Origin of the sequence: Synechococcus sp. HK01-R (genome assembly GCF_014217855.1) — a bacterium.
Classification (GTDB): Bacteria; Cyanobacteriota; Cyanobacteriia; order PCC-6307; family Cyanobiaceae; genus Synechococcus_C.
This window is the reverse complement of the sequence record NZ_CP059059.1, coordinates 253,047-278,886: the sequence shown is the minus strand read 5'-3', so window position 1 is coordinate 278,886 and position 25,840 is coordinate 253,047. Positions and strand designations below refer to the sequence as shown.

The following is a 25,840-nucleotide window of genomic DNA, read 5'->3' as shown; positions in this document are numbered from 1 at the left end:
TTGTTCAGGCTGCATCCGGTAGCCCCACCACCTGGGTGTGGGCACCCCGTGCCTGGGTCACACCAATCGTGCGTTGGGAGGCGCCGATCATCGGCCGACGGTGGCTGACCACCAGGAACTGGGCATCCTCGGCTTGCCGTGCGATCAGGGCTGCCAGCCGCTCCACATTCACACCATCGAGGAAGCTGTCGACTTCATCGAGGGCATAGAAGGGTGAGGGGCGGAAACGCTGCAGGGCGAAGAGAAAGCTGAGCGCCGTCAGCGATTTCTCTCCCCCTGACATGGCGGCCAATCGGCGCACCGACTTGCCTTTCGGATGCGCCACCAGGGTGAGACCTCCCTCGAGGGGGTCATCGTTGTTGTCGAGCTGCAGATGGCCGTCGCCATCGGAGAGGCTGGCGAAGATCTCGCGGAAGTGACCATCCACGGCGGTAAAGGCCTCCATGAAGGCTTCCTGCCGCAGGGTGGTGACGGTTTCAATCCTCAGCAGCAGCTCTTCCCGCTCCTGGCTGAGCACGTCAAGGCGCTCCCCGAGATCATTGAGCCGCGTCTCCAGCTCGGCCAGCTCCTCCAGGGCCAGCATGTTCACGGGCTCTAGTGCTTCCATCCGCTGCTGCAACTGCTGCAACTCGCTTTGGAGAGCTTCTAATCCCGCGGCGCGCAGCTCCTCTGGGATTTCAGGTTTTGGATCAGGCAGTGCCCTTTCCAGCTCTTGCAGTCGCAGGGAGCCGCTGCGCAACTGTTCCGCCAGGGTCTCCTGTTCCTCCTGCAGCCGATCCAGTTCCCAACGAGCCTGTTGGAGTTGCTGGCGTTGCTCAGCCACGGCTGCCTCTGCTTCGTCCCGGGCCCGGCGCTGCTCCCCAAAGCGCGTCTGTAGCTCCTGTTGCTGGGTGTCGAGGGCTTGGCGCCGCTCCGTCAGTTCCTGCTGCTCTTTTTGCCAGCGGCTGTGCTGCTCACCGAGGGCCTTCACGGCCTCCAGCAGGCGCTGCTCCTCCGCTTCCAGGTTCTGTTGCTGATCGCCGAGGCGTTCCAGGGCTAGCTCCCGTTGACGCTCTTCCTGCAGCAGCCCATCCCGTCGCTGGCGCGCATCACTCAGGGCTCGGTCAGCTGCTTCCAGTTCCTCCTGCAGCTGTTGCCAATTGCCGGCATCTCCCTGCTGCTGTGCGGCCTGCTCCTGCTGAATCAGGGTGTCCAGCTCGGCCTGAAGGGGTGAAACGGTTGCCCCTAGTTCCGTCAGTCGGGATTGCAGCTGGGCCTGGCTGTTGCGAAGGTTTTCGAGCCGATCGTTGCGTTGACGGCAGCGCTCAAGCAAAGGGGCGTGGGCTCGACGGGCCGTCTGACGTTCCGCCTCAAGGGCAGCTTGTCGCTGTTCCAGCTGGCGGTATTGCGGGCGGCTTGCATCCAGGGCAGCGCTCAGGCGCTGTTCTTCGCGATGGCAGGCCACCAGAGCTTCCCCCAGCTCCAACAGCCGCTGGCGCAGGGGTGCTGCCTCATCGCTGTCGCTGCTCACCCCGAAACTGAGACCACCGCTGCGCTGGGACAGGCTGCCGCCGGTCATGGCACCGCTTTTCTCAAGCAGCTCTCCCTCAAGGGTGACGGCTCGCTGGCGACCCAGCTGCTGCCGGGCGCTGTTCAGATCACTAAAGACCTGGGTATCTCCAAAGACATAGGCGAACACATCGGCATAGATCGGTTCGAAGCGCACCAGTTCCACCGCCCGTCCGATGAGCCCTCCGCCGCTCGGGGTCATGGCCCCATCCGGGCGGCGGCCGCGGGCCATGGCTGCGCCGCTGCCACCCCCAGAGGCTCTGATCTTGTTGAGGGGCAGGAAGGTGAGTCGCCCGGCCCGGCGGCTTTTGAGCAGTTCAATCGCCTGGGCGGCGATCCGATCATCATCAACCACCACCTGGGCAAGGCGAGCCCCGGCGGCCACCTCAAGGGCGAGACGGTGGCGTTCCTCCACCTCCCCTAACTGCGCAACCGGGCCGTGGATGCCATCGAGGCCTGCTTCGAGAAGTAAGCGAAGGGCTCCGGTGCCTCGGCTTTCCTGCAGGGCCTCCCGCCGGCTCTCGAGGCGGGCGATCTCCCGCTCGAGCTTGCCCTGCTCTTGCTCGAGGCGAGCGCGGGTGCGCTGCTGAACGGCGAGCTCCTCTGCCAGGGTCTGCACGAGCTCCTTGCCTTCCCGCAGGGATTGGAGCAGGGTTTGCCACTCCTGCTCGAGCTGTTCGAGGCTCTGCTGCACCCGGCGGTCTTCCTCTCCGTCGGTCTCCAGCTCCTGCTGAAGATCAGCGAGACGATCAGTGTCCTGCCGCTCACGCTCCAGGAGTTGTTGCTGCTCCCGCTGCAGCGGGGTCAGCTGAGCCTGGAGCTCGAGGCGACGGGCGCTGCGCTGCCGTTGTTCCTCGATCCAGGTACCGGAGCGCCCGGCCACATCACCAAGGCGGCGGCGGGAGATCTCCACAGCGGCTTCCGCGTCACGGCAGAGCCGTTCGGCATCGTCAAGGTTCTCCTGACTGGTGTTGGCCACCAGCTGCTGCCCTTCCTCCTGGTATTGGCGGCGACGGTTGTTCAGATCGTGGCGGAGGCCCTGGAGCCGTTCGCCTTCCTGCTGATGCAGAGCCGACTGCCGTTCCAGGTCACGCCCCCGGGTGTCGAGGCCGGCGAGCTCCGCCTGCACGCCCAACAATTGGTCTTCGCCGAGGGCTTTCACGCTCTCCTGAAGGGTTTGAAGCTGGCTGGCGGCAGCTTGAAGGGTTGTCTCCTTCTCGCTCAGGGCTTCGCGGTCGCGAACGGTCTGTTCCGCGAGTTGCTGCTGGCGGGTTTTCTGGAGCTCCAGCTCCCGGCAAGCGGCTTCGAAGCCCAGCACCAGCTCCTGTTGTCGACCCATTTGCAGGCGCTGGCGCAACTCCTGATAGGTGCGCGCCTTGGCGCAATCTTTCTCAAGCCGTTGCCTGGCGTTTAGAAGTTCCTGCTCCACGATCCGGCAGCGCTCCTGCCGCTCCTGAACGTCATCGAGCTTGCGGCGCGTCTGCTCGATGCGACTGTCAAAAAGGGCGACACCGGCCAACTCATCAACAAGGCCCCGGCGCTCCCGGTTGCTCATCGAGACGATGCGGGTCACATCCCCTTGCATCACCACGTTGCTGCCTTCAGGGTCGATCCTTAGCCGGCGCAGCTGGGTTTGTAACTGCTGCAAATTGCAGGGTTCACCATCGGCGCTGTAGCTGCTGCTGTACGAGCCGCCTGGCATGACCCGCAGTTTGCGGGTCACGGTCCATTCCTTCTGATCGGCGCGAATCCAAGGCCCCTCCTCCGGTGGCTCGAGGCCTTCGTCCGCTGGATCAGGGGCCCAATCGGAGAGGTCGAAGCGAACGCTCACGGTGGTCTCTGCGGCCTTCCCCGCCTTGAGTACACCGCTGTTCACCAGATCAGGCAGTCGATCGGCGCGCATGCCGCGACTGTTGGCGAGTCCGAGGCAGAACAGCACGCCGTCAAGGATGTTGCTCTTTCCGGATCCATTTGGCCCGGTGACCACCGTGAAACCGGGTTCCAGGGGGATCGACATCGCCCCCCCGAAGGACTTGAAGTGCGTCAGCCCGACCTGATTGATGTGAACCAACAGGGGCAACGGCTGTCAGCGGTCACAAGTTAGCGGACCCCCTGAAAAGCTCAAGGGTGTGACTTCGCCCCTAACCTGCGGGCAACCAGCTGGAGATCCATGGACCCGGCAGCTTTCCCCGCCCAGGAGCCGACTCGGCCCGAACCGGCTCCTTCCACCCCTGAGCTCGAGTCAATTCCGCAGCGGTTTCGCGATCATTTCGAGACGTTGCTGCCTGAGATCCAGCGACGCTGGCCCGAGGTTGCATCCCAGGCCTTGGAGGCCACCCGCGGCAGCTTGGATGAAGTGGTTCGGGTCATCGCGGAGCAAACCGGTCGTGCCGGGACGGCGGTTCGGCCTCAGCTCGAGGACCTTTTGCATCGGGCTGGCGACCGCACCCGACATCTGGCCGACAGTCTTGAGCCCCTGGAACAGCAGCTTGAGCACCTGCTCGATGATCTGAATCAGACCCTGCGGCCCAGGATTGAGCGGCCAGTGCGGGAGCGTCCGCTGCTGTCACTGGCCATTGCCGCCGGTGTTGGGTTGCTGCTGGGATCCCTGCTGGCAGGAGGGCGGCGCTCCTCATGACCGGCTCGACTCCTATGGATCAAGGTGCCCAGTCCGAGGCACCCCGCTCAAGGCGACTCGGGGCTGCTGCCCGGGTGACGGCTCTGGCGGGTTCCGTGATGGATCTGCATGTGCGCATTGCTCTTCAGGAGGTGGACAGGGAGAAGCGGCGGCTGATCAGTGGTGGCTTGTTCCTGGCCATGGGCGGCACCCTGATGCTGCTGGCGCTCATCGCTGCTGAAGTCGCCCTGCTGGTCTGGGCTCTTGAGGCCTGGGGGTGGTCCCTGGTTCAGGCCCTGGTCGTTCTGGCGATTGCTGATGTGGTGGTGGCCGGCATCAGCCTGCGGATTGGCGGACAGCTCACCAAGGGGCCCTATTTGCCCCAGACTCTTGATGGTCTGTCCCGCACGACCAAGGCGGTGCTGGGTCGCTGAACCTTCGTGGGTTTTCTTCTCAGCGCACCTGGTAGTGCAGCCAGCGGCAATCGATGCCGCCGTTGCTGATTGGGATCCGCCGGGACGCCTTCATGCGCAACGCTCCGGTCACAGCAGGGTTGCCGCTGAGCAGCCAGAACTCCCAGCCGGACGCTTCCCGTTTCACCACCTGGGCCAGGTCGCCATAAAGCGTTTCGAGTTCGTCCTCAGCGCCGATGCGTACCCCATAGGGCGGGTTGCAAACCACGATCCCAGGCCCCGCTGGTAGTGACAGATCGCGGAAATCACCGGTGTTGATGGTGATCGACTCCTCGAGACCGGCGGCAGCCACGTTGCTGCGAGCCTGCTCGGCAATGGCGGCATCCTGCTCCCAGCCCAGGATTGGTGCTGAGGGCTGCTGGGGCTGGCTGCGCCTCCGGGCCCGCTCCAGTTCATCGCGCCAGAGCTCAGCATCGAAATCCGCCCAGCCTTCGAGGCTGAAGGTCCTCTCAAGGCCAGGGGATTGCCTGCGGGCCAGGCTCGCGGCTTCGATCAGGAGGGTGCCTGAACCACAGAGGGGATCGACCAGGGGAGTGGTGCCGTCCCAACCCGTGAGCCGGATCAACCCAGCGGCCAGGTTTTCCTTGAGCGGTGCGGCACCCATTGCCGCCCGGTAGCCACGGCGATGGAGACTGCCGCCGCAGCCATCGAGGCTGAGCACAGCTTCGCCCCGTCCCAGGTGCAGGTGGAGATGGAGGTCGGGCTCCTCCAAGTCGATTGAGGAACGTTCCCCCCACAACTCCCGTTGGCGATCCACGATCGCGTTCTTCACTTGCAGGGCGCTGTAATGGCTGTGGTTGAGCCCTTGGGCGCTGCCGGTGGCATCCACCCGGAAGCTCATGGAGGGATGCAGCCAGCGTTCCCAGTCGACGCTGTCCTGCACGCCGTGATAAAGCGAGTCGCGGCCATCACAGGGGAAGCGGCTTAGCTCTCGAAGCAGCCTGAAGGGCAGGCGACACTGCAAGTGCAGCCGATAGAGGCAGGCCATATCAGCTTCGAAGGCCGCGGCTCGGCGTAGCGGCCTTACGGCCTTGGCCCCCAGGTCGATCAGCTCCTGGGCTCCCGCTTCCTCGAGTCCCTGGGGCAGCACCGCCACGGCGGGGATCCTTCGGTGTGCATGGCGGTTGTCCCTCCCCACGATCCTGTGCTCTCCGTCACCACTGCTGTCAGAATGACAACGTCCGGTCTCGACCGGACTAGGTGATCCACACCAGTGTTTCGGACAGCGGTTCGATTCCGCTCAGCTCCATTCCCCCCTCCCTGGGGCTGCAATGGTTTCGACGGGGCATGAGGAGGGTGACTGAAGCCTGCTCGGTGAGAGCAAACCCGTAACTGCGAACAACATCGTTCGTTTCTCCCGTCAAGCAGCCCCTGTTGCTGCCTGATCCTTAAAGGAGATGGGGTGAGGTCAGCCTTATCACCCAAATGATCCATGGGGGCTGGAAGGCCCCTTTTAAGTAGCTTGGCACTGGCTTTCTGGTCGCGGCCATTACGCCCTGTCAATCACCGATTGACATCCCGATTGACAATTCGCCGGGATGTCAACGGCGAATCTCGGCAGACTGGGGCTTATGGAGCAGCCCATGCCGGTTAAGCCTCTGCAGCTCTCCCCATGGCAGCGCAAGGTCGCCGGCTTGGTGCAATCGGTTGATTCGCTCAACAGCCTGGTTTTGGCCGGCGGCCGCGGCGGCGGAAAGTCGATCCTCCTGGTCTGGTTGATCGGGTACTTCGCGCTAATCAGCGGCGACGGTTTCAACGCCGTGCTGATCCGTCACGATCTGGCGGGCCTCTCCAAGCTCGAGGATCTGCTGCAGGGCCAGCTGCCAATGCTGATGCCCGGTAGCCGCTATCTCAAGGCCAAGCGCACATGGCGCCTGAGCAACGGCGGCATCCTGCGGCTGATCCACATGGATGGCGGCGAAGCCTTCGCCAAGATCCAAGGTGAAGACCTGAGCCACATCTTCTGGGATGAGCTGACCCAGGAGCCTGACCCTCAGGTGGTGCTGCGGGCACGGAGCTCAATGCGAACCACCGATCCGGCGGTGGTGCCCAAGTTCATCGCCACCTGCAACCCCCTTGGCCCTGGCTCCTGGTGGGTGCGGGACTACATCGTTTCCAAGCAGCTGCCCGGTCGGATCTGGCGCTGCGAGTTCTTCGGTGGTGGCGAGACCTGCTGGATCAAGTCGACGCTCAGGGATAACCCACACCTGAGCAACCCCGACCAATACGAAGCCGAGCTCAAGGCCAGCTGCTTTTGCGATGAGAGCAAGATCGCCGCTGAGGTCTATGGCGATTGGGGGCAGGTCACAGCCGGCTTCTTCGGTGCCTGCCTGTCGATCGAGCGCAGCATGTTGCCCGGCGGGTTGAGCCTCCCGTATCAAGGCGTTGATGGGCCGGCGATTAGACGCGAACACCAGTCGCGGTGGTGCTGGCTTGGCTGTGACTGGGGCACTGCATCACCGGCCTGCGCAGTGCTGATGGTCGAGGTGGTGGATGACTGGATCGAGCTCGGCGGGAAGGTGATCCCCCGCGGATCGTGGATCTGCCTGGATGAGGCTTACATCTGCTCGATCCAGCCGGATGGCTCCAAGGAATGGAATCGCGGCGACCGTTCGCTCACCACGCAACGCTTCGCCTCGAGGGTTGGCGGGCTGCTCAGTCACTACGGGATGAGCTTTGCCGATGTCGGCAAGCGCCGCACGATCATGGATTCGGCCGTCACCGCTCAGCTGGGAATGACGGCAGAGCACTGGGATGCACCGGTCACCTTGGCCAACGACTTCGCCCGCTACGGCTTCCAGATCACCGGTAGCCCCAAAAGCTCGAGAGCCGTTGGCTGGCAGTTCATGAAACAGCTCCTCTACGCAGCAGACCGCGACGGGGCACCCGGGCTCTTCATCTCCGAATCCTGCGAATCGCTTTGGCAAACATTGCCCTACTGCGTTAGCGATGAAAAGAACCCAGAGGATATGGAAAGGACTGCACCTGATCACAGCGCGGATTCAGTGCGCTATGTCCTCACCGCAGCCAATCAGAAGCAGCATGGATGGAGAGTGCCGGTTGGTGGCTGTCGGATAAGGATTTATTGAGATGGTTGTACTACTAGTTTGTTGGAGCTGGTTGATTGGCCTGACCAGTCAATCGAAGCAGCGGCGAGAAGGGAGTCGAGGGCCGGCCTTCATAGGACCAGGCGAGCTGGAGAACGGGGAAGCAAGAAAACTGGATGCAAATGTCCGAAAAACGCAGAAGCTGTATGGATTGCGAAGATCAGCGCTGTAAATCGCGTTAGAAAGTACGCAAAACGCATCCAAATGCTTGAGACAAGCAACGAGTGACCTTGCCAGTGCCTGGCCCTGGGTGTTGCAGATAGTTTGGCAAATGAATAGATCCCCCTCGTGGGGCCTAAGCAAATGGCCGCTTACTCAATTACGACCTCCCAGGCCTCAGTTGAGGAAGGTGGTCAGCTCATCACCACTGTTCACGCGGATGGCGCACCTGCAGGCACCATCATTCATTACGCGCTTGATACAGCCATCGATCAATCGGTCGACTCCACTGATCTCGCCGCTGGAACCATTGTCGGCCAGGCCACAATCCAGGCCGATGGAACCGCTCAAATTGTCCACCAGCTGGCAGAGGACTGGGTTGCTGATGGAGATGAGTACTTCAAGCTAAATCTTTACAGCGACAAGCCTCGCGGCACCCTGGTTTACGAAGGCGTTCAAGTTCTGATCAAGGACACAACGAACCCGATTTTTGTCGAAACCGAGCGATATCAGGGCGAAGATACTCCTTTTGCTATCACGAAATGGGCGTCACCGGTCACGGTACCCAGCCTGAAACTGCCTGAATATATCGGCAATGGCGTAGGGCCTTGGGGCTTCAATCCTGCTCCCTCAGCGGATAGAAGCGGGGCTCCTGCTCTGTATCAAGATGTTGATCCCACCCAAGAACTCTATGGCGGGATGGCAAATGAGTTCTTTGAATACAATATTTCCTCGGATCAGCGCACAACGCCATATTTCAGCACTGATGATCCTGTTTACTGGTATTCCCAGTATGAGATTGCAAATACCCAGGTTGTTGCCGATGGAGCAGATCAGCAGATCGTAACGCCGATTTACGGATACGATGGCACATACCCTGGCACAACATTTAAGACGAAGGTTGGCCAGCCGGTTGTGGTTCGCCACTACAACGATTTACCTCCATTTGAGGGCATTAATCCAGAGGGATTCCCCCAGCGCGAATCGATTCACCTGCATGGTGGCCATAACCCATCTCACTCAGATGGATACTCTTCAAATGTAGTTAATCCCGGAATGTATCGGGATTATTACTACGCCAATACAGTCCCGAATGGTGAGGATGGGCAGCCTGACTTCAGCGAGGCTCCATCCACCATGTGGTATCACGATCACGGTGAGGACCTGACAGACCTGCACGTGATCCAGGGTATGTCTGGATTCTGGCTGTCCTATGACGAGTTTGAGCTGGATCTCGTCAAGAACATGGTTCTGCCTGGTTGGTCCAATAAGGACGCCAATGGCAATCCTGTGGAGTGGGATGAAGCGAAGTTTATGTCGACAAACTCAAAATATGACATTGCACTGGCTATTTCCGATCGCACATTCAATGCAGATGGTTCTTTTTTCTTTGATGGTTCCCCTGTAGGTGACAATATTGACGGTTATCTTGGAGATGTAGCCGTTATCAACGGGAAGTCATACCCGTTCCTTGTGGTGGAGCCCACCCAAACCCGTTTGCGCATGCTTGGCGCATCCACCGGTCGCATCTATCAGCTCAGCATTCAAGATGAAGCCGGCACAATGCAAGAGCATTTGCGGATCGGCAACGATACCTGGCTGAACGGTGAACCATTGGCGATGGAAGAGTTCACCCTCTCCATGGCTCAGCGCGCTGATGTGGTGATGGACTTCAGCAAATACGAGCCAGGCACAGTTCTCTATTTGGTGAACACAGCTGAGCAGCAGTCAGGCCGTGGGCCGGTCGGAAAACTCAATGATCTAGGCGATACAGGGTTCTCCGATCGCATTATGAAGATTGTGGTTGGTGAAGCGACACCTTCCACGCCGACATACAACCTGACGCTAGACACCCCGTTACGCGAGCACCACGAGATCACTCGTGACATGGTGACACGCACTCGTCAGTTTGAATTCGGACGTCGGGGAGGCATGTGGGTGATCAACCAGCAGGCCTGGGAACATGAGCGAGTTGATAATGCAATCACGCTTGGCAATGCGGAACAGTGGAATCTGATTAATGGTTCCGGCGGTTGGTGGCATCCGATCCATATCCACCTGGAATCGCACCAGGTGTTGACGATTGAAGGACGAGAGCCCGGCCCTGATTACTGGCCTGAGAAGCAATGGAAGAGTGATACAACGATTCTAGGACCCAATACAACTGCGGAAATCGTTATGCATTTCCGCACCTTTGAAGGCGGCTTTGTGTTCCACTGCCACAACCTTAATCACGAAGATTCAATGATGATGTATAACTTCTGGACTCAGCTGTATGACGGCTTCTTCCAGGAGGGTGCATACGTAACAGAAGAATTCAGCCTTTCACCTGATTACTTCCCATTAATGCATGATCCAGCGCATACGCCTGGAATCCATGATGGGCCAACCAACTCCATCGATCCGGTTACGGGAATCGATCACAGCACGTCAGCTGACATCGCTGTAGGAACAACACCAACCCGGCCGGATGGTTCTGGCTTCCATGGCACTCCGATTGCTACTGATCCTGCTGCGGCGGGTGGCGGACATGCAGGGCATACAGGGCATGAGGGCCATCTCGGTCAGGATGTCACGATCGGGACCCCATCAAATCTGACGGCAGATGTGATGGCTAACTTCAGCAACATGCTCTGGGGTTCAGAAGAAGATGATGTGATCACCCCTAGCGCCGACGACAATTTCTGGGGTGATTCTTTCATCCATGGCGGCGGCGGTAACGACAGGATTAACGGTTACTACGGTAATGACGTTCTGGTTGGAGGTACTGGCGATGACTATCTCGACGGTGGCACCGGTATGGATATGGCCATCTACGGCACCAACGTCGCAGATCTAGCCTTTGACCTTGTGGGTGGTGAGCTGCAGATTTCAAATGATATCGATGGCACTGATATATTGCGCAGTGTAGAGATGTTGTTGACAAAAGATGGCGTCTTCCACTTTGCCCCTGGTGCATCGGATAGCAATGACGTCCTGAGCTACTCTGGTAAATCCCGTGTTGTCCTGTTTGGCGGCAAGGGTGACGATGAGCTGAATGGCAATAACTGGGATGATGTGCTGTTTGTGAATGCAGAAGGCTCACTTGAGGAGAATGCTGCAAATGGGCGGGATCTTCTTGATGGTGGAAACCACGCTGAGAGAGGCGATCACGCGATCATTCGTGGAGACGCCAAAACCGAGACCTACCGCATCTATGCAATCGCTTCTGATGATGAGACCTCTATCAATGCCTCTTACCGTGAGGAACTGAAAGCGCTGTACGGTGATTTGAGTGAGCGCACCGAGACTGTCGTTCTCAGGGCGATTGGAGAGGTTGCTCAAGATCAGCCACTCTCAGCCGAAACATTCCAGCTCATCGCCGAGATTTCTAGGGTTGAGGAATACACGCTGAACCTCGGTGAGGCTTCTGAGGCTGACGCCGTCCAGAGGGTTCAGCTCTTTGGAGACTTCAGTGAGACAGATCTGCTTGAGGACAAGATTACAATCCTCAGCAAGTCCGCCACAGACATCGATGTAACGGCGCTTATCTCCGATCATCGTGTTCTTCTCCTGGGTGAACATTACGAGGAGAACACCATCACAGGTAGGCGTCCACAGGATCAAATCCTGTATGCCGACTGCGATGACTGCCCTGAGCATAGTGCAATCACGATTGACTTTAACGAGGCAGAGAATGGAGAGGGCATCAAGATCTATACCACAGACTCTCCTGGTGCCGCTCTGCGCATTGAGTCTGCGGACAGCTCAGATGGTGATCAGCCAACGACAACTTACGAAGCTCTGAGCGACTCGCTGCAAGACAACCTGCTGCTTGGTGGAAAGCTTGATTACGACGGCGAGTTGGATTCTGATCAATCGGATGACAACTACGAAATCAGTTTCGATGGTGCAAGCCTTAAAATTAAGAGTCGCGCAACCGGCAGTGCTGAGTTCAAGGGTTTTGAATGGGTGAATTTCGGTGACTCGGAGTCCCTCGCGAATTACCACCACGAAGTCGGCCACGAGCACGACCACGGTGCGGATGCAGCAGAGCACAATCATGATGAATGTGTCGACGGTGAAGCATGCGAAGAGGGAGCTGCGGCTGAGACGGTAATCGCCGAATCACTCGAGGCAGATCCAGCGGCTGCACACGACCACGAGCACGACCACGGTACGGATGCAGCAGAGCACAATCATGATGAATGTGTCGACGGTGAAGCATGCGAAGAGGGAGCTGCGGCTGAGACGGTAATCGCCGAATCACTCGAGGCAGATCCAGCGGCTGCACACGACCACGAGCACGACCACGGTACGGATGCTGCAGCGCACAATCATGATGAATGTGTCGACGGTGAAGCATGCGAAGAGGGAGCTGCGGCTGAGACGGTAATCGCCGAATCACTCGAGGCAGATCCAGCGGCTGCACACGACCACGAGCACGATCACGGTACGGATGCTGCAGCGCACAATCATGATGAATGTGTCGACGGTGAAGCATGCGAAGAGGGAGCTGCGGCTGAGACGGTAATCGCCGAATCACTCGAGGCAGATCCAGCGGCTGCACACGACCACGAGCACGATCACGGTACGGATGCTGCAGCGCACAATCATGATGAATGTGTCGACGGTGAAGCATGCGAAGAGGGAGCTGCGGGTGAGACGGTAATCGCCGAATCACTCGAGGCAGATCCGGCCGCTGTAGCCGACCATGATCACGGTACGGACGCAGCCGCTCATGACCACGCCGATTGTGCCGAAGGTGACGCCCACGACCACGCAGACTGTTGCGGTGGTGAAGATTGCGAAGAGGGAGCTGCAGCTGCTGCTCACGATCACGCTGATTGTGAACATCCCGATGAGCAAGCTGGTGACCCCGATGGAAGTGCATCACGCTTCTACTACAAGGAATTTGCCGAGAAGGCAATTGACCTCGGCCTAAGTCTTGTCAAGCAGCCTGTCTTTACTGGTGATTCTGCTGATGAAATTGTCTTGCGCCAGTTCGGGAATGAGGCCGAGCAAGGTAGCAAGTTTTATCTAGCGATTACCGCTGAATCACTCCGTGACTCGAGCATCAACACTCTCGACTTCACGGTGGATCTGGGCCAGGCATTCGGTGACGTCTTTGAGCTAAAGGAAGAAAACATCTTCTTTACAGACGATCTGAATGTTCAGCGTCGTGTTGAGATTCACGAGTGTCACGACGGTACTCAGTCGATCCGTTTCGCTGGTGCTGGTCTCGAGTCTCTCGGTACTGGGCACTCGGTGTCGAATCGTCAGGTCCTTGCGTATGTTGCACTGGAACAGCGTGGCGACATTAATGATCTGATCAAGGCCGAGCGTTCAGAGGATGTCTATGGCTTCATGAACACGGAGAACTTCAGCGTTCCTCTGAGCTTCTCTGTTGATGCCAACATTGACAGTGTTGTCTGGCAAGACCAATACTCCCTGCGTGACCTTGGCGGCCAATATGCGATGCTCAATCCTGATCTTGAGGTCGTCGCCCGCTCTGCACAAGCTGAGCTGGTCGCTGAAGGTAGCTTTGATCTGGGAACACAGCGCGAGATTCGCAAATATGGCGAAGGAGAATTCTCCAACCTCGTGCGTCGTGGTGACACGATCATGCAGTCGAATACCTGGCAAAACAATGGTGAGTTCACCTTCACTGACATGAAGCTCACTTCACTCAGCAATTCTGTTGCTGACGTGAGTGCTCAGTTCAGCAACGGTACTGATACTCTTACTGAACTTGGCTGGAGCCCTGAGGTTGGCCAAGGCGAAGTGGCTGAGATCACAACAACGTTCCAAATCATTGGTGAAGCTGGTTCTGTTGTTGATACCCACGAGCTTGGCTACAAGCTTGAGGCCTATGGCGACTTCATGTGGGACTCCACTCAGATTGAGCAGTTCCAGGTGAAGCACCTGGTGACGTTCCAAGGTGACCTGAACTACGATGGTCGCGTTGGGATGAAGGATCTGGCTGCGCTAGAGGCTGGTGCTCGAGCTTCTAGTACCCCCCATGATGTGGATGCCAATTTCGACGGAACGATCGATATCATTGATTTGTCAATCATTGATGCTGATTGGAATCAGACTCTCCATCAGGGAGATCAGCTCTTTGCAGGAGTTTCTTCCAAGTTCAGCATGATGGATCTGTTTGAACAGAATGGTCGCCACTGGGATAGCAGTGCCTTTGCCGAGCAGAATGCGATCGAATCTGGTGTTCTACATGATGCCAGCCAAGGTCACGAACGTGCCTTCATCGACGAGCTGGAAGGCAGCTCGGGCGTGATGGCAGCTGGTCTTGATCAGTCAGTCGTTTCGCTGATTGAAGAGCACAACCAGCAATATGCTCTGACAACCGTTTGATCATCAAGCAGACAACCGTTCATCCGGTTGTCTGATCAGCCTGAACATCTTCCATCCCCTAAACACATCTCTGCCCTGGGTCATGGCCCAGGGCTTTTTCTTTTGCATTTTTGCTTGGCCTAGGACACGTCACGACGCAGGGCTGATTCAAAGAGCGTCACAGGCATTTTGCTGCGGCCGCGAGCATGGGTTGAGGTCGGTGGGATCGCCCCCTCTCAGTGTTCCAAAGCGTTTCTGCCACAACAGATCTCTAGCTGATTAGCTACTCAAGGCGATCCCTGATGCGTCGAGGTATCCGCATCCCAGTCTTGTGCCTGCTGCTGATGGAGGTGCTCGGGATCCTGAGCAAATGCGAGAGCCTGCGTGATCCTGAGCGCTTTGCCCGGCGTCATCATGCTGTGCTCACGGAGTCGCTTGGGATCGAGCTCAAGCGTTCCCCGTCTGACTCCGCCTTCCGCTACTTGTTCCTGCAGGTGGATGCCATCGGCCAACAGCTCCACGAAGCGCCGTTGTCAACACTTTGTCAAGGAATGGAGCAGCAGGGCGCAGAAAGGCAGTCTCACGCTGCATAGGTCATTCCTATCACCCAAATGACTCATGGGGGCTGGAAGGCCCCTACCCATGACTCGGTAACGGCTTACACAGCCGGCTCCTGCAGGCTGCTGCACATTCAAGACACGCTCTCCACCGGCCTGGCATGAGCCCCCTGTTTCGCTGTCTGATGTGCACCAAAGACATCGAGCGTTCCACACGCAGCTTCTGGCGCCATAAGGGCCACTTGCTCTGTTCCAGCTGCAAGGACCAGCTGGAGTTTGAGTCGAAGGGAGTGAGCCGATCCAGTGGCGAACCGATCAGATGAAGCGGCCGATGAACACGTCGCCGAAATTCTGTTCGAAGATTTTGTTGCCTAGCTCGGTGATCTCCTGATCACTCATGCCGGCCATGTTGTGCAGGTTGTGGCGCACCACCGTGGCGTGGTGAAGCTCATGGCCGTGGTCGGCGGCCACCTGGATCAGCTCCTCCGCCGAACGGGCTGCTTTCACCTTGTCGGTGAGGGCGGGATCGGCGGAGGCTTGCTTGAGGAATCGATCCAGATTCTGCTGGCTCATGACGGGGCCATCGTTGGGATGCCCTCATCTTTAAGTGTTCAGCTAAAGGTTGCGTTATCCCCGCCCAGATGGGCCAGTGCTTGCTCGAGCGCTTCCCTGCGGGTCGGCACCAACGCATCGATCCCGAACTGGTTCAGCCGCTCGCGCACCTTGCCAGAGGCGCCGGCTACCAACACGTCCCGATGGTGGTTGCGGGCTTCATCCACCATGCGCTCGATTGCCAGGCTGGCCGTGACCCCCACATGAGGGACCTCGCTGATATCGAGAATCAGCATCCTGTACTCACGAACAAGCATCATCCGCTCGCTGATGCCCTTGGCGGCTCCAAAGCTGAGAGGGCCCTGCAGGCGAAACAGCATCACGGCATCACCGCAACGGTTGAGGAGGGCCTGCTCCTCGGGGGGAAGGTTGCCGCTGGCCTCTGGCCCGCTCTCCATCCCTGCCAGTTGGTGCTCGCTCAGATTTTCAATCGTCAGCAGGTTGGCCACGAACATGCCCACCAGCACGGCCCCGATCAGATCCCAAAACACGGTGAGGACCAAGACGCCCCACATCACCACCGCGGTTTTGCGAGACAACCGATGGGCTCTGAATAGGAATCCCCAGTCGATGATGTCGAGCCCCACCTTGATCAGAATTCCTGCGAGTAACGCAGTGGGAATTCCTTCCGCCAAGGGGCCGGCCCCAAGCAGCAGCACCAACAGCACCAGTGAGTGCACCATCCCCGCAAGGGGTGTGCGGCCCCCGGATTTGATGTTGATCACCGTGCGCATGGTCGCCCCGGCTCCTGGCAGGCCGCTGAGTAGGCCTGCTACGGCGTTGGCGATGCCTTGACCGATCAGCTCCTTGTCCGAACGGTGACGCGTTCCGCTCAGGTTGTCGGCCACCAGTGAGGTCAGAAGCGAGTCGATGGAGCCGAGCACTGCCAGCACCAGCCCTGCCCTCACGAGCACAGGGAGATGTTCGCTCCAGTTGGGCACGTTCAGTTGTAGGCCTCCCTCTGGGATCGCCCCGATCCTCGGCAATTGTTCCGAGCCGAAGAGCAGCAGCGATAGCGGCGTGATCAACAGCAGCGCCAAAAGTGGTGGGGGCAGCCAGCGACGGATGGAGGCCGGAGTGCAGAACACCACCAGCAACGTGCAGCAACCGATGCCTAGAGAAGCCGGATTCGGATGCCAGTTGCCGGCCACCATCCGCAGGGCATTCACCACACCCCCGCCACTGGTGATGCCAAGAAGCGGGCCGATCTGGAGCAGCAGGATGATCACGCCGATGCCCGACATGAATCCCGAGACCACCGAGTAGGGCACCAGCGTGATGTACCGCCCTAGGCGCAGCAGGCCGAACAGGATTTGCAGCAGTCCACCGATCACCACCGCGGCCATCACCAGGGGCAGGACTTGCCCGCCGCTTAGGTCACGCGAGATTCCTACGGCAGCAAGGGTGCCCACAATCCCGGCCACGGTCACGCTCATGGGCCCGGTCGGACCGCTCACCTGTGCAGGGGTGCCGCCGAACAGCGCCGCTAGACACCCTGTGACGATGGCTCCGTAAAGACCGTAAATCGCGCCTCCTGGGCCCAGCGCCGCATTGCCGAAGGCCAGGGCTAGGGGCAAGGCAACCACCGCTGCAGTCAGCCCCCCCAGCAGATCCCCACGCCAGTGGCGTTGATTGAAGCCATGCAGAATCCGACCTGGAAACCATGTGGCCATTGGCGCTTCTCTGCTGCCTGCATTGTTCGCAGGATTGCGGAGGTCGCCAGCCTTTCGTTATCGAATCGGGCCCATTCAGGGGCGGCCTGTTGTCATCCCTGACCAGACCTGAAGCTCCTCCAGGCTTTGCACGCCCACGCGCCTTTCGCCATTGGGCAGGATCCAGGTGGGATAAGCGCGAATCTCGGCTGCCTGGCAGGCGGCCGCTTGTTGAGGCAGTTCTTCGGGTTTGGCGCATTCCACGTAGGGAAGACGCTGGGCCCCGACTTCACCGAAAAGGCCCGTCTGGAACTGACAGGCCGGACAGCGCCAGGATCCGTAATACAAGACGTTCACTTGCTTGAGGTGGTCCGCCAGGGCCAGTGGATCAGGGCCGGCGGGTTGGGCCGTGGCCCCAAGGGGCGCGAGCAGCAGGGGGGTGGCTGCGATGAACAGCCGACGCAGGCCCCGGCGGGACATGGAATGCATGGGCCCCGAGAGAACGAGTCAATCGTAAAGAGGCCATCGTCGTTCGGGCTTCCCTCCATTCATGGCCTGGGCCGGGGAAGGACATTGCTGAGACGATGGATCTCAGTGGGGCCCTAGGCCATCGCATCCGTTATGGCCGGCAGTGGTTACCGCGATTACTTCAAAGTGCTCGGGGTCGACCGCGGTGCTGATGCCGATGCGATCAAACGCGCCTTCCGGAAGCTGGCCCGGCAGTACCACCCGGATGTGAATCCCGGCGATCAGACAGCCGAGGCCAAGTTCAAAGAGGTGAGCGAGGCCTACGAAGTGCTGTCCGATCCGGAGAAGCGCCGGCGCTATGAACAGTTCGGCCAGTACTGGAATCAGGCTGGCGGCATGGGCAGTGGCCCAGCTGGAGCCGGCTTTGATGTGGATTTCGGCCGCTACGGAAATTTCGATGATTTCATCAACGATCTGCTGGGGCGGTTCGGGGGTGGGGGTGGTGCTGGCTTCGCGGGTGCTTCCGGTTTCCCAGGAGGCGGTTTTCCTGGAGGTGGTTTCGCAGGAGGTGGTTTCCCCAGGGGCGCACAGCGACAGCCCGTGAACCTCGATGCAGAAGCCACCGTCAAGGTCAGCTTCTCCGAAGCCTTCCGCGGTGGAGAGCGCACTCTCTCCGTCAATGATGAACGGGTGCAGGTGCGAATCCCTGCTGGGGTGAAAAATGGCTCCAGGCTCCGCCTCAAGGGCAAAGGCAACCTGCAGCCGGGTACGGGGCGTCGCGGCGATCTCTATCTGAATCTTGAGGTGCAGGCCCATCCCGTGTGGCGCCTCGATGGTGATCAGCTGCGCGCGGATCTGCCCGTTGCTGTCGATGAACTCGCCCTGGGTGGCAGCGTCACCGTGATGACCCCTGACGGCGAAGCCGATGTGGCCATTCCTGCGGGAACAGCCCCTGGCCGCAGCCTTCGCCTGAAAGGCAAGGGTTGGCCCCAGAAGTCCGGTCGCGGTGATCTGCTGCTCACCCTCACGCTCCAGTGGCCGGATGCCTGGTCGGAGCAGGAGAAGCGGCTGTTCGAGCAGTGGCGCGAGGCACGTGCACAGGATCCCCGTCGCGACTGGCTTCAGTCGGCTCGCCTCTGAGGCAGGTCCTACGATTTCAACCCCAATCCAGCCTCGCCTGATGGATCTTCCCTATCGCCCCCGACGACTGCGCCGCACCCCGGCTCTGAGGGCCATGGTGCGCGAAAACAGTCTTCAGGCTTCGGATTTCATCTATCCGTTGTTTGTGCATGAAGGCACCGAGGTGGAGGCGATCGGGGCGATGCCAGGGGCGTTTCGCTGGAGCCTCGAGCAGCTCACCGGTGAAGTGAAGCGCGCCTGGGATCTGGGAATCCGCTGTGTGGTGCTGTTCCCGAAGGTGGCGGAAGGGCTGAAAAGTGAAGATGGCTCCGAGAGCTTCAACGAGCACGGCCTGATTCCCCGTGCCATCCGTCAGCTCAAGCAGGAGTTGCCAGAGATGGCAATCATGACCGATGTCGCGCTTGATCCCTATTCATGCGACGGCCATGACGGGATCGTCAGTGCTGAGGGGGTCGTGCTGAATGACGAAACGATCGAACAGCTCTGTAAGCAGGCGGTGGTGCAGGCTGAGGCGGGAGCCGATCTGATTGGCCCCAGCGACATGATGGATGGCCGCGTCGGAGCCATCCGGGAAGCGCTCGATGACGCCGGTTTCGAACACGTTGGCATCATCAGCTACACAGCCAAGTACTCATCGGCCTACTACGGCCCGTTCCGTGAGGCACTCGATTCCGCCCCACGCCCTGCCGGTAGCAAGCCGATTCCCACCAACAAGGACACCTATCAGATGGACCCGGCCAATGCCCGGGAGGCGATCACTGAGGCTCAGCTTGATGAGCAGGAAGGGGCCGACATCATGATGGTGAAGCCCGGGTTGGCGTACCTCGACATCATTCACCGGCTTCGGAAGGAATCGGAGCTGCCGATTGCCGCCTACAACGTCAGCGGCGAATACTCAATGGTGAAGGCGGCCGCTGAGCGCGGCTGGATCGATGAGCGGGCTGTGGTGCTCGAAACCCTTCTCAGCTTCAAGCGTGCCGGTGCCGATCTGATCCTCACTTATCACGCCTGTGATGCCGCCGCTTGGCTGCAGCAGGACTGATCGATCAGGGCTAAGCAGGGAACAGGTTCCACTTCGACCATGGTTGCCGCCCGACCTCTGCGTTTCTGGAGTCCGCTGCCCTTCGTGGCCTCCGCCATTGCCCTGATCATTGCCGCCCATCTTCTGCTCAGTGGCGATCGCCGTGATCGGGGTGACGGGTTGGCGCTGCTCGGGAGCGGCCTGATCTGCTTTTCCATCGGCTGTGTTTGCCGTACCTCCTGGGGGATCTCCTTCGCCCATGATCCAAAGCCTGAGCCCGCATCCCTGGAGCCGCGCCGGTAGGTTCAGATCAGCCTGAGCTCCTTTCGCCTGCCCCTTCCGCCATGGTTCCCGTCCATCGTCTCGGTCATGTCGCCATTCGCGTGCAGGACATGACCCGGGCGATTGCCTTTTATACGGATCTCGGCATGCGACTCGTCTGGCGGGCTGAGGACTGGTGCTACCTGGAAGCGGGCGAGGGCCGCGATGGTCTTGCCTTGCTCGGACCCAATTACAAGGCCGCCGGCCCCCACTTCGCCTTTCACTTCAAGGACCGTGCCGCTGTTGATGCCGTGCATGCCCGGCTCAAGAAGGATGGGGTGGCAGTCGGTGGTGTGCATGACCATCGCGATGGCACTGCTTCCTTCTATCTGCGCGACCCCGAGGGCAACTGGCTCGAAATGCTTTATGAGCCCCCGGAGGGAATTCCTTCGAATCAGCCTGAGGTTGCCGCTGAGCCCTCCTGACGATGGCTGAGCAACACCGCGCAATGGCGACGTCATCCGGCGTGCTGGAGGAGGCGCTCGAGCTACTGGAGTGGCCGCGCCTCTGCAGTCATCTCGCTCATTTCGCCAGCACGGTTGTGGGCCGTCGGCACTGCCAGGGTGATCTCTTCCCCGCTGATCTCGATGGCAGTCGCGTCTTGCTGGCCCGCAGCACCGAGATGGGGGGGCTCGATGGTGTGATTGACGGGGGGCTCAGTTTTCAGGGGGTTCACGACCTCGAGCCGGTTGTTCTGCGCTGCTGCAAAGGGGGGGGCGCCGATGGCGAGGAGCTGCTGGAGGTGGCTGACACCTTGGCCGCTGGCCGTCGCCTGCGGCGGCAGATCGATGACCCTGAGCTTCGACCTGTCTGTACAGCCCTGCTTGAGGATGTGGCCACCCTCCCAGAGTTGGAGCAGCGGCTGAAATTCGCGTTGGAGGAGGGCGGCAGGGTGGCGGATCGTGCCAGTGCGGCGCTGTCCGGGTTACGACGGCAGTGGCAGCAGCTGCGCCAGGAGCGTCGTGATCGCCTGCAGGAGGTCATCCGCCGCTGGGCTTCGCAGTTGCAGGACACGGTGATTGCTGAGCGCCATGGCCGTCCCGTGCTCGCGGTGAAGGCCGGTGCCGCGGCCCATTGCCCCGGCATGGTGCATGACAGCTCCGCCTCTGGCAGCACGGTGTTCGTGGAGCCGCGAACGGTGGTGGACCTGGGCAACCGTTTGGCCGATCTCGAGGGGCGGATCCGGGAGGAGGAACAGCGGGTGCTGGCGGAGTTGAGTGCTGCTGTGGGTGAGCAGGGTGAGCCCCTCCAGCGACTCGGGACCGTGCTGCTTCAGCTGGATCTGGCCCTGGCCAGGGCGCGGTATGGCCAGTGGCTTGGTGCCGTACCTCCTCGGTTGGAGCCCGATCCTGACGCTCCGTTTGTGCTCCAAAACCTGCGCCATCCACTGCTCGTCTGGCAGGAGCGCAGGGATCAGGGGGCCCCAGTGGTACCGATCAGCGTGGAGGTCTCCAGCAGTCTGCGGGTGGTCGCGATCACCGGACCCAACACCGGCGGCAAGACCGTCACTCTCAAAAGCATCGGCCTGGCCGCTTTGATGGCCCGTGCTGGTCTCTGGTTGCCCTGCACGGGAACGCCATCCCTTCCCTGGTGTGCTCAGGTGCTGGCTGACATCGGTGACGAGCAGTCGTTGCAGCAGAGCCTGTCGACGTTCAGCGGCCATGTGAGACGCATCGGGCGCATCCTCGCCGCTTTGGCGGCCGGCCCCGCCCCAGCTCTCGTGCTGCTCGATGAAGTCGGAGCAGGCACGGACCCCAGTGAAGGCACGGCCCTGGCGACGGCCCTGTTGCGCACCCTCGCGGACCGAGCCCGCCTCACCGTGGCAACCACCCACTTTGGGGAACTGAAGGCCCTCAAGTACGCCGATGCTCGTTTCGAGAACGCCTCCGTTGCTTTCGACAGCGACACGCTGTCTCCGACCTATCGCTTGCTCTGGGGTATTCCAGGTCGCAGCAACGCTCTGGCGATTGCCACGCGTCTGGGCCTGGATTCTGGGGTGATCGAGCAGGCTCGGGAGTTGCTGGCCCCCCAGGCGGAGGGGGATGTGAACGCTGTGATCCGCGGTCTTGAGGAACAGCGTCAACGCCAGCAGGCGGCTGCTGAGGATGCCGCTGCTCTCCTGGCCCGCACGGAACTTCTGCATGAGGAGCTGCTGGGTCGCTGGGAGCGCCAGCGGCGTGAATCCTCAGAGCGGCAGGAACAGGGGAGGCAGCACCTCGAGGCCTCGATTCGCTCAGGCCAGAAGGAGGTTCGTCGTCTGATCCGGCGCCTGCGGGATGAGAAGGCCGATGGCGAAACGGCTCGGCAGGCCGGCCAACGGCTCAGGCGTCTGGAGTCAGATCATCAGCCCCGGCCCCAGCGCCGACAGCTCACAGACTGGCGGCCTGCGGTTGGCGAACGGATCCGACTGCTCGCACTCGGCAAGGCAGCAGAGGTGCTGTCGATCTCAGAGGATGGCCTTCAGCTGCAGGTTCGTTGCGGAGTGATGCGTAGCAGCGTGGAGCTGACAGCGGTAGAGAGCCTGGATGGTCGTCGCGCCGCAGCACCTGAACCGGTGGTGAAGGTCAAGGCGCGGGTGAATGGCTCCGGTGCTCAGGTGCGCACCTCACGCAACACCGTGGATGTGCGTGGCATGCGTGTGCATGAGGCTGAGGCTGCCGTGGAGGAGATCCTGCGCACGGCCAGTGGTCCGGTCTGGGTGATTCATGGCGTTGGCACCGGGCGCCTTAAACGTGGACTGCGCGACTGGTTGTCGACGGTTCCTTACGTGGAGCGAGTGGTGGATGCGGATCAGGGAGACGGTGGAGCTGGTTGCAGTGTGATTTGGCCTCGATGAATCCGTTCGCGATCGCCTAAAGCGTTGGAAGCACTGGCTCCGGGCCTGGAGCGGCAGGCTCCTCAGGCAGCGGGATCGCTTCTCCAGCCTGGTCGAACAGTCGCCAACCCGCCGGATCCGCATCGAGGTGGATCCGGCTGCCGCTGGTCAGGCTGAGATCCGGTTCAGCTCGCACCTGCACCAGGTGATTGCCCTCAAGCAGCCTGCAGGTGATCAGCTGCTCGTTCCCCAGGACCTCGCAGTGACTGACCTCCGCAGGCAAGTTGCGGTTGGTGGCGGGAGCCACGTTCAACTGTTCCGGTCGGATGCCAGCGGTGAGCGGCTGGCCTTCCAGCGCGGGCATGGCAGCAGCGAGTGGACCTTCCACGTTGAGCCGGCGCTCCTCCAAGAGAAGGCAGTGGCCGGCACCCACACGGACCGGCAGCACGTTCATCGGCGGACTACCGATGAACTGAGCCACGAACAGGTTCGAGGGCCAGCGGTAGAGCTCCATCGGCGTGCCCAGTTGCTGCAGCCTGCCTTGATTCAGCACCGCGATTCGGTGCCCCATGGTCATGGCCTCCACTTGATCGTGGGTCACGTAAAGGGTGGTTGTGCCCAGCTGGCGCTGTAGATCAACAATCCGGGCACGGGTGCTGGTGCGCAGCTTGGCATCGAGATTGCTCAGCGGTTCATCCATCAAAAACACCGCTGGTTGGCGGGCCATGGCGCGACCAAGCGCCACCCGTTGTTTCTGACCACCTGAGAGTTCCTTGGGCCGGCGATCGAGCAGCTGATCGAGCTCGAGGGCGCGTGCCACCTCCTGGGTGCGCTCCTCAATGCGTTGCTCCCGCATGGAAGGAACCTGAAGGATGCCTGGAAGCTGCCGCGTCTGCCTGTGCAGCTGATCCTGGATCCGTTGCACAGGCGTGCGTGAGCGACTGCGCCGGAGACCGAACCCCAGGTTGTCGCGCACACTCAGGTGCGGATAGAGGGCATAGCTCTGAAACACCATGGCCACGTCCCGCTGGGAGGGCCTTAGCTGACTGACCGGTCGATCCCCCACGAGGATTTCGCCTGAGCTGGGGGTGTCGAGCCCTGCCAGCAGCCGGAGCAAGGTGCTTTTGCCGCAACCGGAGGGGCCCACCAGCACGAGGAACTCGCCATCGTCGATGCTGAGATCCAGTTGGCGGATCACCTCCACCCCAGCGCCACCGCCCCGACCGGGATAGGTTTTGCTGAGCGCCTCGAAGCGAACCCCGGCCACCGCTGTGCTCCCGTTCGACGCGATCCTAGGGTTGATGGTTGGCCAGGCCTGAGGGTTGCTGTGCAGTTCATCGATCAGGCGCGCATCACCGTGCGGGGCGGCCGCGGCGGCGATGGGATCGTCGCTTTCAGACGCGAAAAATATGTGCCGGCCGGTGGCCCCTCAGGGGGTGATGGGGGGAATGGCGGCAATGTTGTGCTCGAGGCAGACGCCAACCTCCAGACCCTGCTCGATTTCAAATACAAGCGCCTCTTCCCGGCGGTGGATGGGCGGCGGGGCGGTCCGAATCGCTGCACCGGTGCCTCTGGCATTGACCTGGTGATCCGTGTGCCATGCGGTACGGAGGTTCGCCACCTCACCACAGGCATCTTGCTGGGGGATCTCACGACGGCTGGCGAGCAATTGGTGGTGGCTTTTGGTGGCCGCGGAGGCCTTGGAAACGCCCACTACCTCAGCAACCGAAACAGGGCGCCGGAGAAATGCACTGAAGGTCGCGATGGGGAGGAATGGCCCCTGCAGCTGGAGCTGAAGCTGTTGGCCGAGGTGGGGATCATTGGATTGCCCAATGCAGGCAAGAGCACTTTGATCAGCGTGCTCTCAGCGGCTCGCCCCAAGATCGCCGATTACCCATTCACAACTCTGGTGCCCAACCTTGGCGTCGTCCGACGTCCGACAGGGGATGGCACCGTGTTTGCCGACATCCCCGGGTTGATCGCTGGTGCTGCCCAGGGAGCAGGGCTGGGCCATGATTTTCTAAGACACATCGAACGCACCCGGCTGCTGATCCATTTGGTGGATGGGGGCTCAGAGGATCCAGTCAGCGACCTTCGCGTGGTGGAGAAGGAGCTGGAGGCCTATGGCCACGCTCTCGTGGATCGCCCACGAATCCTGGTGCTGAACAAGCAGGAATTGCTGAATGATGAGGCGGCCCGTGCTGAACAGGTGGAACGGCTGCAACGTGAAAGCGGTCGACCAGTGCACTTGATTTCGGCGGCCATGGGCCAGGGGCTGGATCAACTCCTGGATCTGGTCTGGCGAGAGCTGGGCATTTAAGACAGCTGGTTGTTTGGCGGAAACCTGGTGCTGGTGTTCACGCCGACATCAATGCTTGTGGCCCCTTGGATCCATGGCGATAACGGGGGCAGCTCGTTTTCGATTCATGACCTTCTTCACCTGTTTCGATGCCGAAGGTGGGGTGATTGCCCGCTGTCAGACCCGTGAGGAGATCGCCGTCCTGCAGGGCATGGGCCGTCCGATCGCCGAAGTGCGCGAGATGAAGGCCGAAGAAGCTGTGGTCTGCTCTCTCACCGGTAGCCCAGCCGAATACGACGAGGAAGTCTGAAAACGCCAAAGAAATGCCCTGCAGGACAGCATCCTGCAGGCCATCGATCATTCCTCAGTAGGGACTGACGCTCTGATCAGTCGTCGTAAACCCGGCACTCGGGTGCGTCGGGGTTGGCGTCGCAATACATCTCAAGGGATGTGGGGTCGTGGTTATCACCGGGATGGTGTTCCTTGTAGTCCTTGAGCTCCTTGAGCTCACCTTCCAGGTGACGCACTTTGGCCTCGTTCCCCTCGGCACGGGCAGCCTCGATCTCCGATTGATCTTTTTGGATGTGCTCGTCGATGGATTTCATGGAATCTGCGGTCTTTGGGTGCCGCTCACAGGCAACGGGCACACCATACGGCTGATCCACGATGGCGCTACGGGGGAAGGGTGCCACTGCCTTTCCGTAACAGGATGCTTGTCAGG

19 protein-coding genes are annotated in these 25,840 nt (G+C 60.5%); 12 read left to right on the top strand and 7 right to left on the bottom strand.

The window, feature by feature from the left end; all coding sequences use genetic code 11:
• Nucleotides 1-4 precede the first annotated feature (4 nt).
• Complete coding sequence (gene smc, locus H0O21_RS01500) at nucleotides 5-3,565, bottom strand: chromosome segregation protein SMC (RefSeq protein WP_370523068.1); 3,561 nt, start codon at nucleotides 3,563-3,565, stop codon at nucleotides 5-7.
• A 153-nt stretch (nucleotides 3,566-3,718) separates the two neighbouring features.
• Here smc and H0O21_RS01495 point away from each other — a divergent pair, with 153 nt between their 5' ends.
• Both H0O21_RS01495 and H0O21_RS01490 read left to right on the top strand, forming a co-directional pair.
• Complete coding sequence (locus tag H0O21_RS01495) at nucleotides 3,719-4,186, top strand: DUF883 family protein (RefSeq protein WP_131456696.1); 468 nt, start codon at nucleotides 3,719-3,721, stop codon at nucleotides 4,184-4,186.
• On the top strand, nucleotides 4,183-4,599 hold the full coding sequence (locus H0O21_RS01490) for a phage holin family protein (RefSeq protein ID WP_370318302.1): 417 nt from the start codon (nucleotides 4,183-4,185) through the stop codon (nucleotides 4,597-4,599). The genes H0O21_RS01495 and H0O21_RS01490 overlap by 4 nt, the downstream gene beginning before the upstream one ends.
• A 19-nt stretch (nucleotides 4,600-4,618) precedes the next feature.
• Here H0O21_RS01490 and H0O21_RS01485 read toward each other — a convergent pair whose 3' ends face one another.
• Nucleotides 4,619-5,776, bottom strand: a complete 1,158-nt coding sequence (locus H0O21_RS01485) for a class I SAM-dependent RNA methyltransferase (RefSeq protein WP_185190149.1) — start codon at nucleotides 5,774-5,776, stop codon at nucleotides 4,619-4,621.
• Between the two features lie 445 nt (nucleotides 5,777-6,221).
• Here H0O21_RS01485 and H0O21_RS01475 point away from each other — a divergent pair, with 445 nt between their 5' ends.
• The 3 genes from H0O21_RS01475 (at nucleotide 6,222) to H0O21_RS01465 (ending at nucleotide 14,827) form a co-directional block, all read left to right on the top strand.
• Nucleotides 6,222-7,727: a hypothetical protein gene (locus H0O21_RS01475; RefSeq protein ID WP_185190148.1), complete on the top strand. Its 1,506-nt coding sequence runs from the start codon at nucleotides 6,222-6,224 to the stop codon at nucleotides 7,725-7,727.
• A gap of 321 nt (nucleotides 7,728-8,048) precedes the next feature.
• Nucleotides 8,049-14,255 (top strand): multicopper oxidase domain-containing protein, encoded by a 6,207-nt coding sequence (locus H0O21_RS01470; protein WP_185190147.1) that lies wholly within the window; start codon nucleotides 8,049-8,051, stop codon nucleotides 14,253-14,255.
• A gap of 281 nt (nucleotides 14,256-14,536) precedes the next feature.
• Entirely contained in the window at nucleotides 14,537-14,827 is a 291-nt protein-coding gene (locus H0O21_RS01465; protein ID WP_185190146.1) for a hypothetical protein, read from the top strand.
• A 279-nt stretch (nucleotides 14,828-15,106) separates the two neighbouring features.
• Here H0O21_RS01465 and H0O21_RS01460 read toward each other — a convergent pair whose 3' ends face one another.
• From H0O21_RS01460 to H0O21_RS01450, 3 genes are all read right to left on the bottom strand, one after another.
• Entirely contained in the window at nucleotides 15,107-15,364 is a 258-nt protein-coding gene (locus H0O21_RS01460; RefSeq protein ID WP_131456700.1) for a Nif11-like leader peptide family natural product precursor, read from the bottom strand.
• Nucleotides 15,365-15,402: 38 nt separating this feature from the next.
• A complete protein-coding gene (locus H0O21_RS01455) occupies nucleotides 15,403-17,076 on the bottom strand; it encodes a SulP family inorganic anion transporter (RefSeq protein ID WP_185190145.1) in 1,674 nt (557 codons plus the stop codon).
• A 75-nt stretch (nucleotides 17,077-17,151) separates the two neighbouring features.
• Nucleotides 17,152-17,544: a hypothetical protein gene (locus H0O21_RS01450; protein ID WP_240789363.1), complete on the bottom strand. Its 393-nt coding sequence runs from the start codon at nucleotides 17,542-17,544 to the stop codon at nucleotides 17,152-17,154.
• A 132-nt stretch (nucleotides 17,545-17,676) separates the two neighbouring features.
• Between H0O21_RS01450 and H0O21_RS01445 the strand changes: the two genes are divergently transcribed.
• The 5 genes from H0O21_RS01445 to H0O21_RS01425 are packed head-to-tail and all read left to right on the top strand — an operon-like array spanning nucleotide 17,677 to nucleotide 22,841.
• Nucleotides 17,677-18,663 (top strand): DnaJ C-terminal domain-containing protein, encoded by a 987-nt coding sequence (locus H0O21_RS01445; RefSeq protein ID WP_185190144.1) that lies wholly within the window; start codon nucleotides 17,677-17,679, stop codon nucleotides 18,661-18,663.
• Between the two features lie 40 nt (nucleotides 18,664-18,703).
• Entirely contained in the window at nucleotides 18,704-19,705 is a 1,002-nt protein-coding gene (gene hemB, locus H0O21_RS01440; protein WP_131456706.1) for a porphobilinogen synthase, read from the top strand.
• Between the two features lie 39 nt (nucleotides 19,706-19,744).
• Nucleotides 19,745-19,987: a hypothetical protein gene (locus tag H0O21_RS01435; RefSeq protein WP_131456708.1), complete on the top strand. Its 243-nt coding sequence runs from the start codon at nucleotides 19,745-19,747 to the stop codon at nucleotides 19,985-19,987.
• A gap of 41 nt (nucleotides 19,988-20,028) precedes the next feature.
• The gene (locus H0O21_RS01430; RefSeq protein ID WP_131456710.1) at nucleotides 20,029-20,430 is read left to right on the top strand and encodes a VOC family protein; all 402 of its coding nucleotides are present in this window, start codon (nucleotides 20,029-20,031) and stop codon (nucleotides 20,428-20,430) included.
• A 2-nt stretch (nucleotides 20,431-20,432) separates the two neighbouring features.
• Nucleotides 20,433-22,841, top strand: coding sequence for an endonuclease MutS2 (locus tag H0O21_RS01425; RefSeq protein ID WP_185190143.1), 2,409 nt, complete (start codon nucleotides 20,433-20,435; stop codon nucleotides 22,839-22,841).
• A gap of 16 nt (nucleotides 22,842-22,857) precedes the next feature.
• Here the strand turns inward: H0O21_RS01425 and H0O21_RS01420 are convergent, their stop codons facing one another.
• Nucleotides 22,858-24,087, bottom strand: a complete 1,230-nt coding sequence (locus H0O21_RS01420; protein ID WP_185190142.1) for an ABC transporter ATP-binding protein — start codon at nucleotides 24,085-24,087, stop codon at nucleotides 22,858-22,860.
• Nucleotides 24,088-24,147: 60 nt separating this feature from the next.
• On the opposite strand from H0O21_RS01420, the gene obgE reads away from it, so the two are divergent.
• The gene (gene obgE, locus H0O21_RS01415) at nucleotides 24,148-25,140 is read left to right on the top strand and encodes a GTPase ObgE (protein ID WP_185190141.1); all 993 of its coding nucleotides are present in this window, start codon (nucleotides 24,148-24,150) and stop codon (nucleotides 25,138-25,140) included.
• Between the two features lie 106 nt (nucleotides 25,141-25,246).
• The gene (locus tag H0O21_RS01410; protein ID WP_131595048.1) at nucleotides 25,247-25,429 is read left to right on the top strand and encodes a hypothetical protein; all 183 of its coding nucleotides are present in this window, start codon (nucleotides 25,247-25,249) and stop codon (nucleotides 25,427-25,429) included.
• 76 nt (nucleotides 25,430-25,505) lie between these two features.
• Here the strand turns inward: H0O21_RS01410 and H0O21_RS01405 are convergent, their stop codons facing one another.
• The gene (locus H0O21_RS01405; protein WP_131456720.1) at nucleotides 25,506-25,724 is read right to left on the bottom strand and encodes a CP12 domain-containing protein; all 219 of its coding nucleotides are present in this window, start codon (nucleotides 25,722-25,724) and stop codon (nucleotides 25,506-25,508) included.
• Nucleotides 25,725-25,840: the final 116 nt, after the last annotated feature.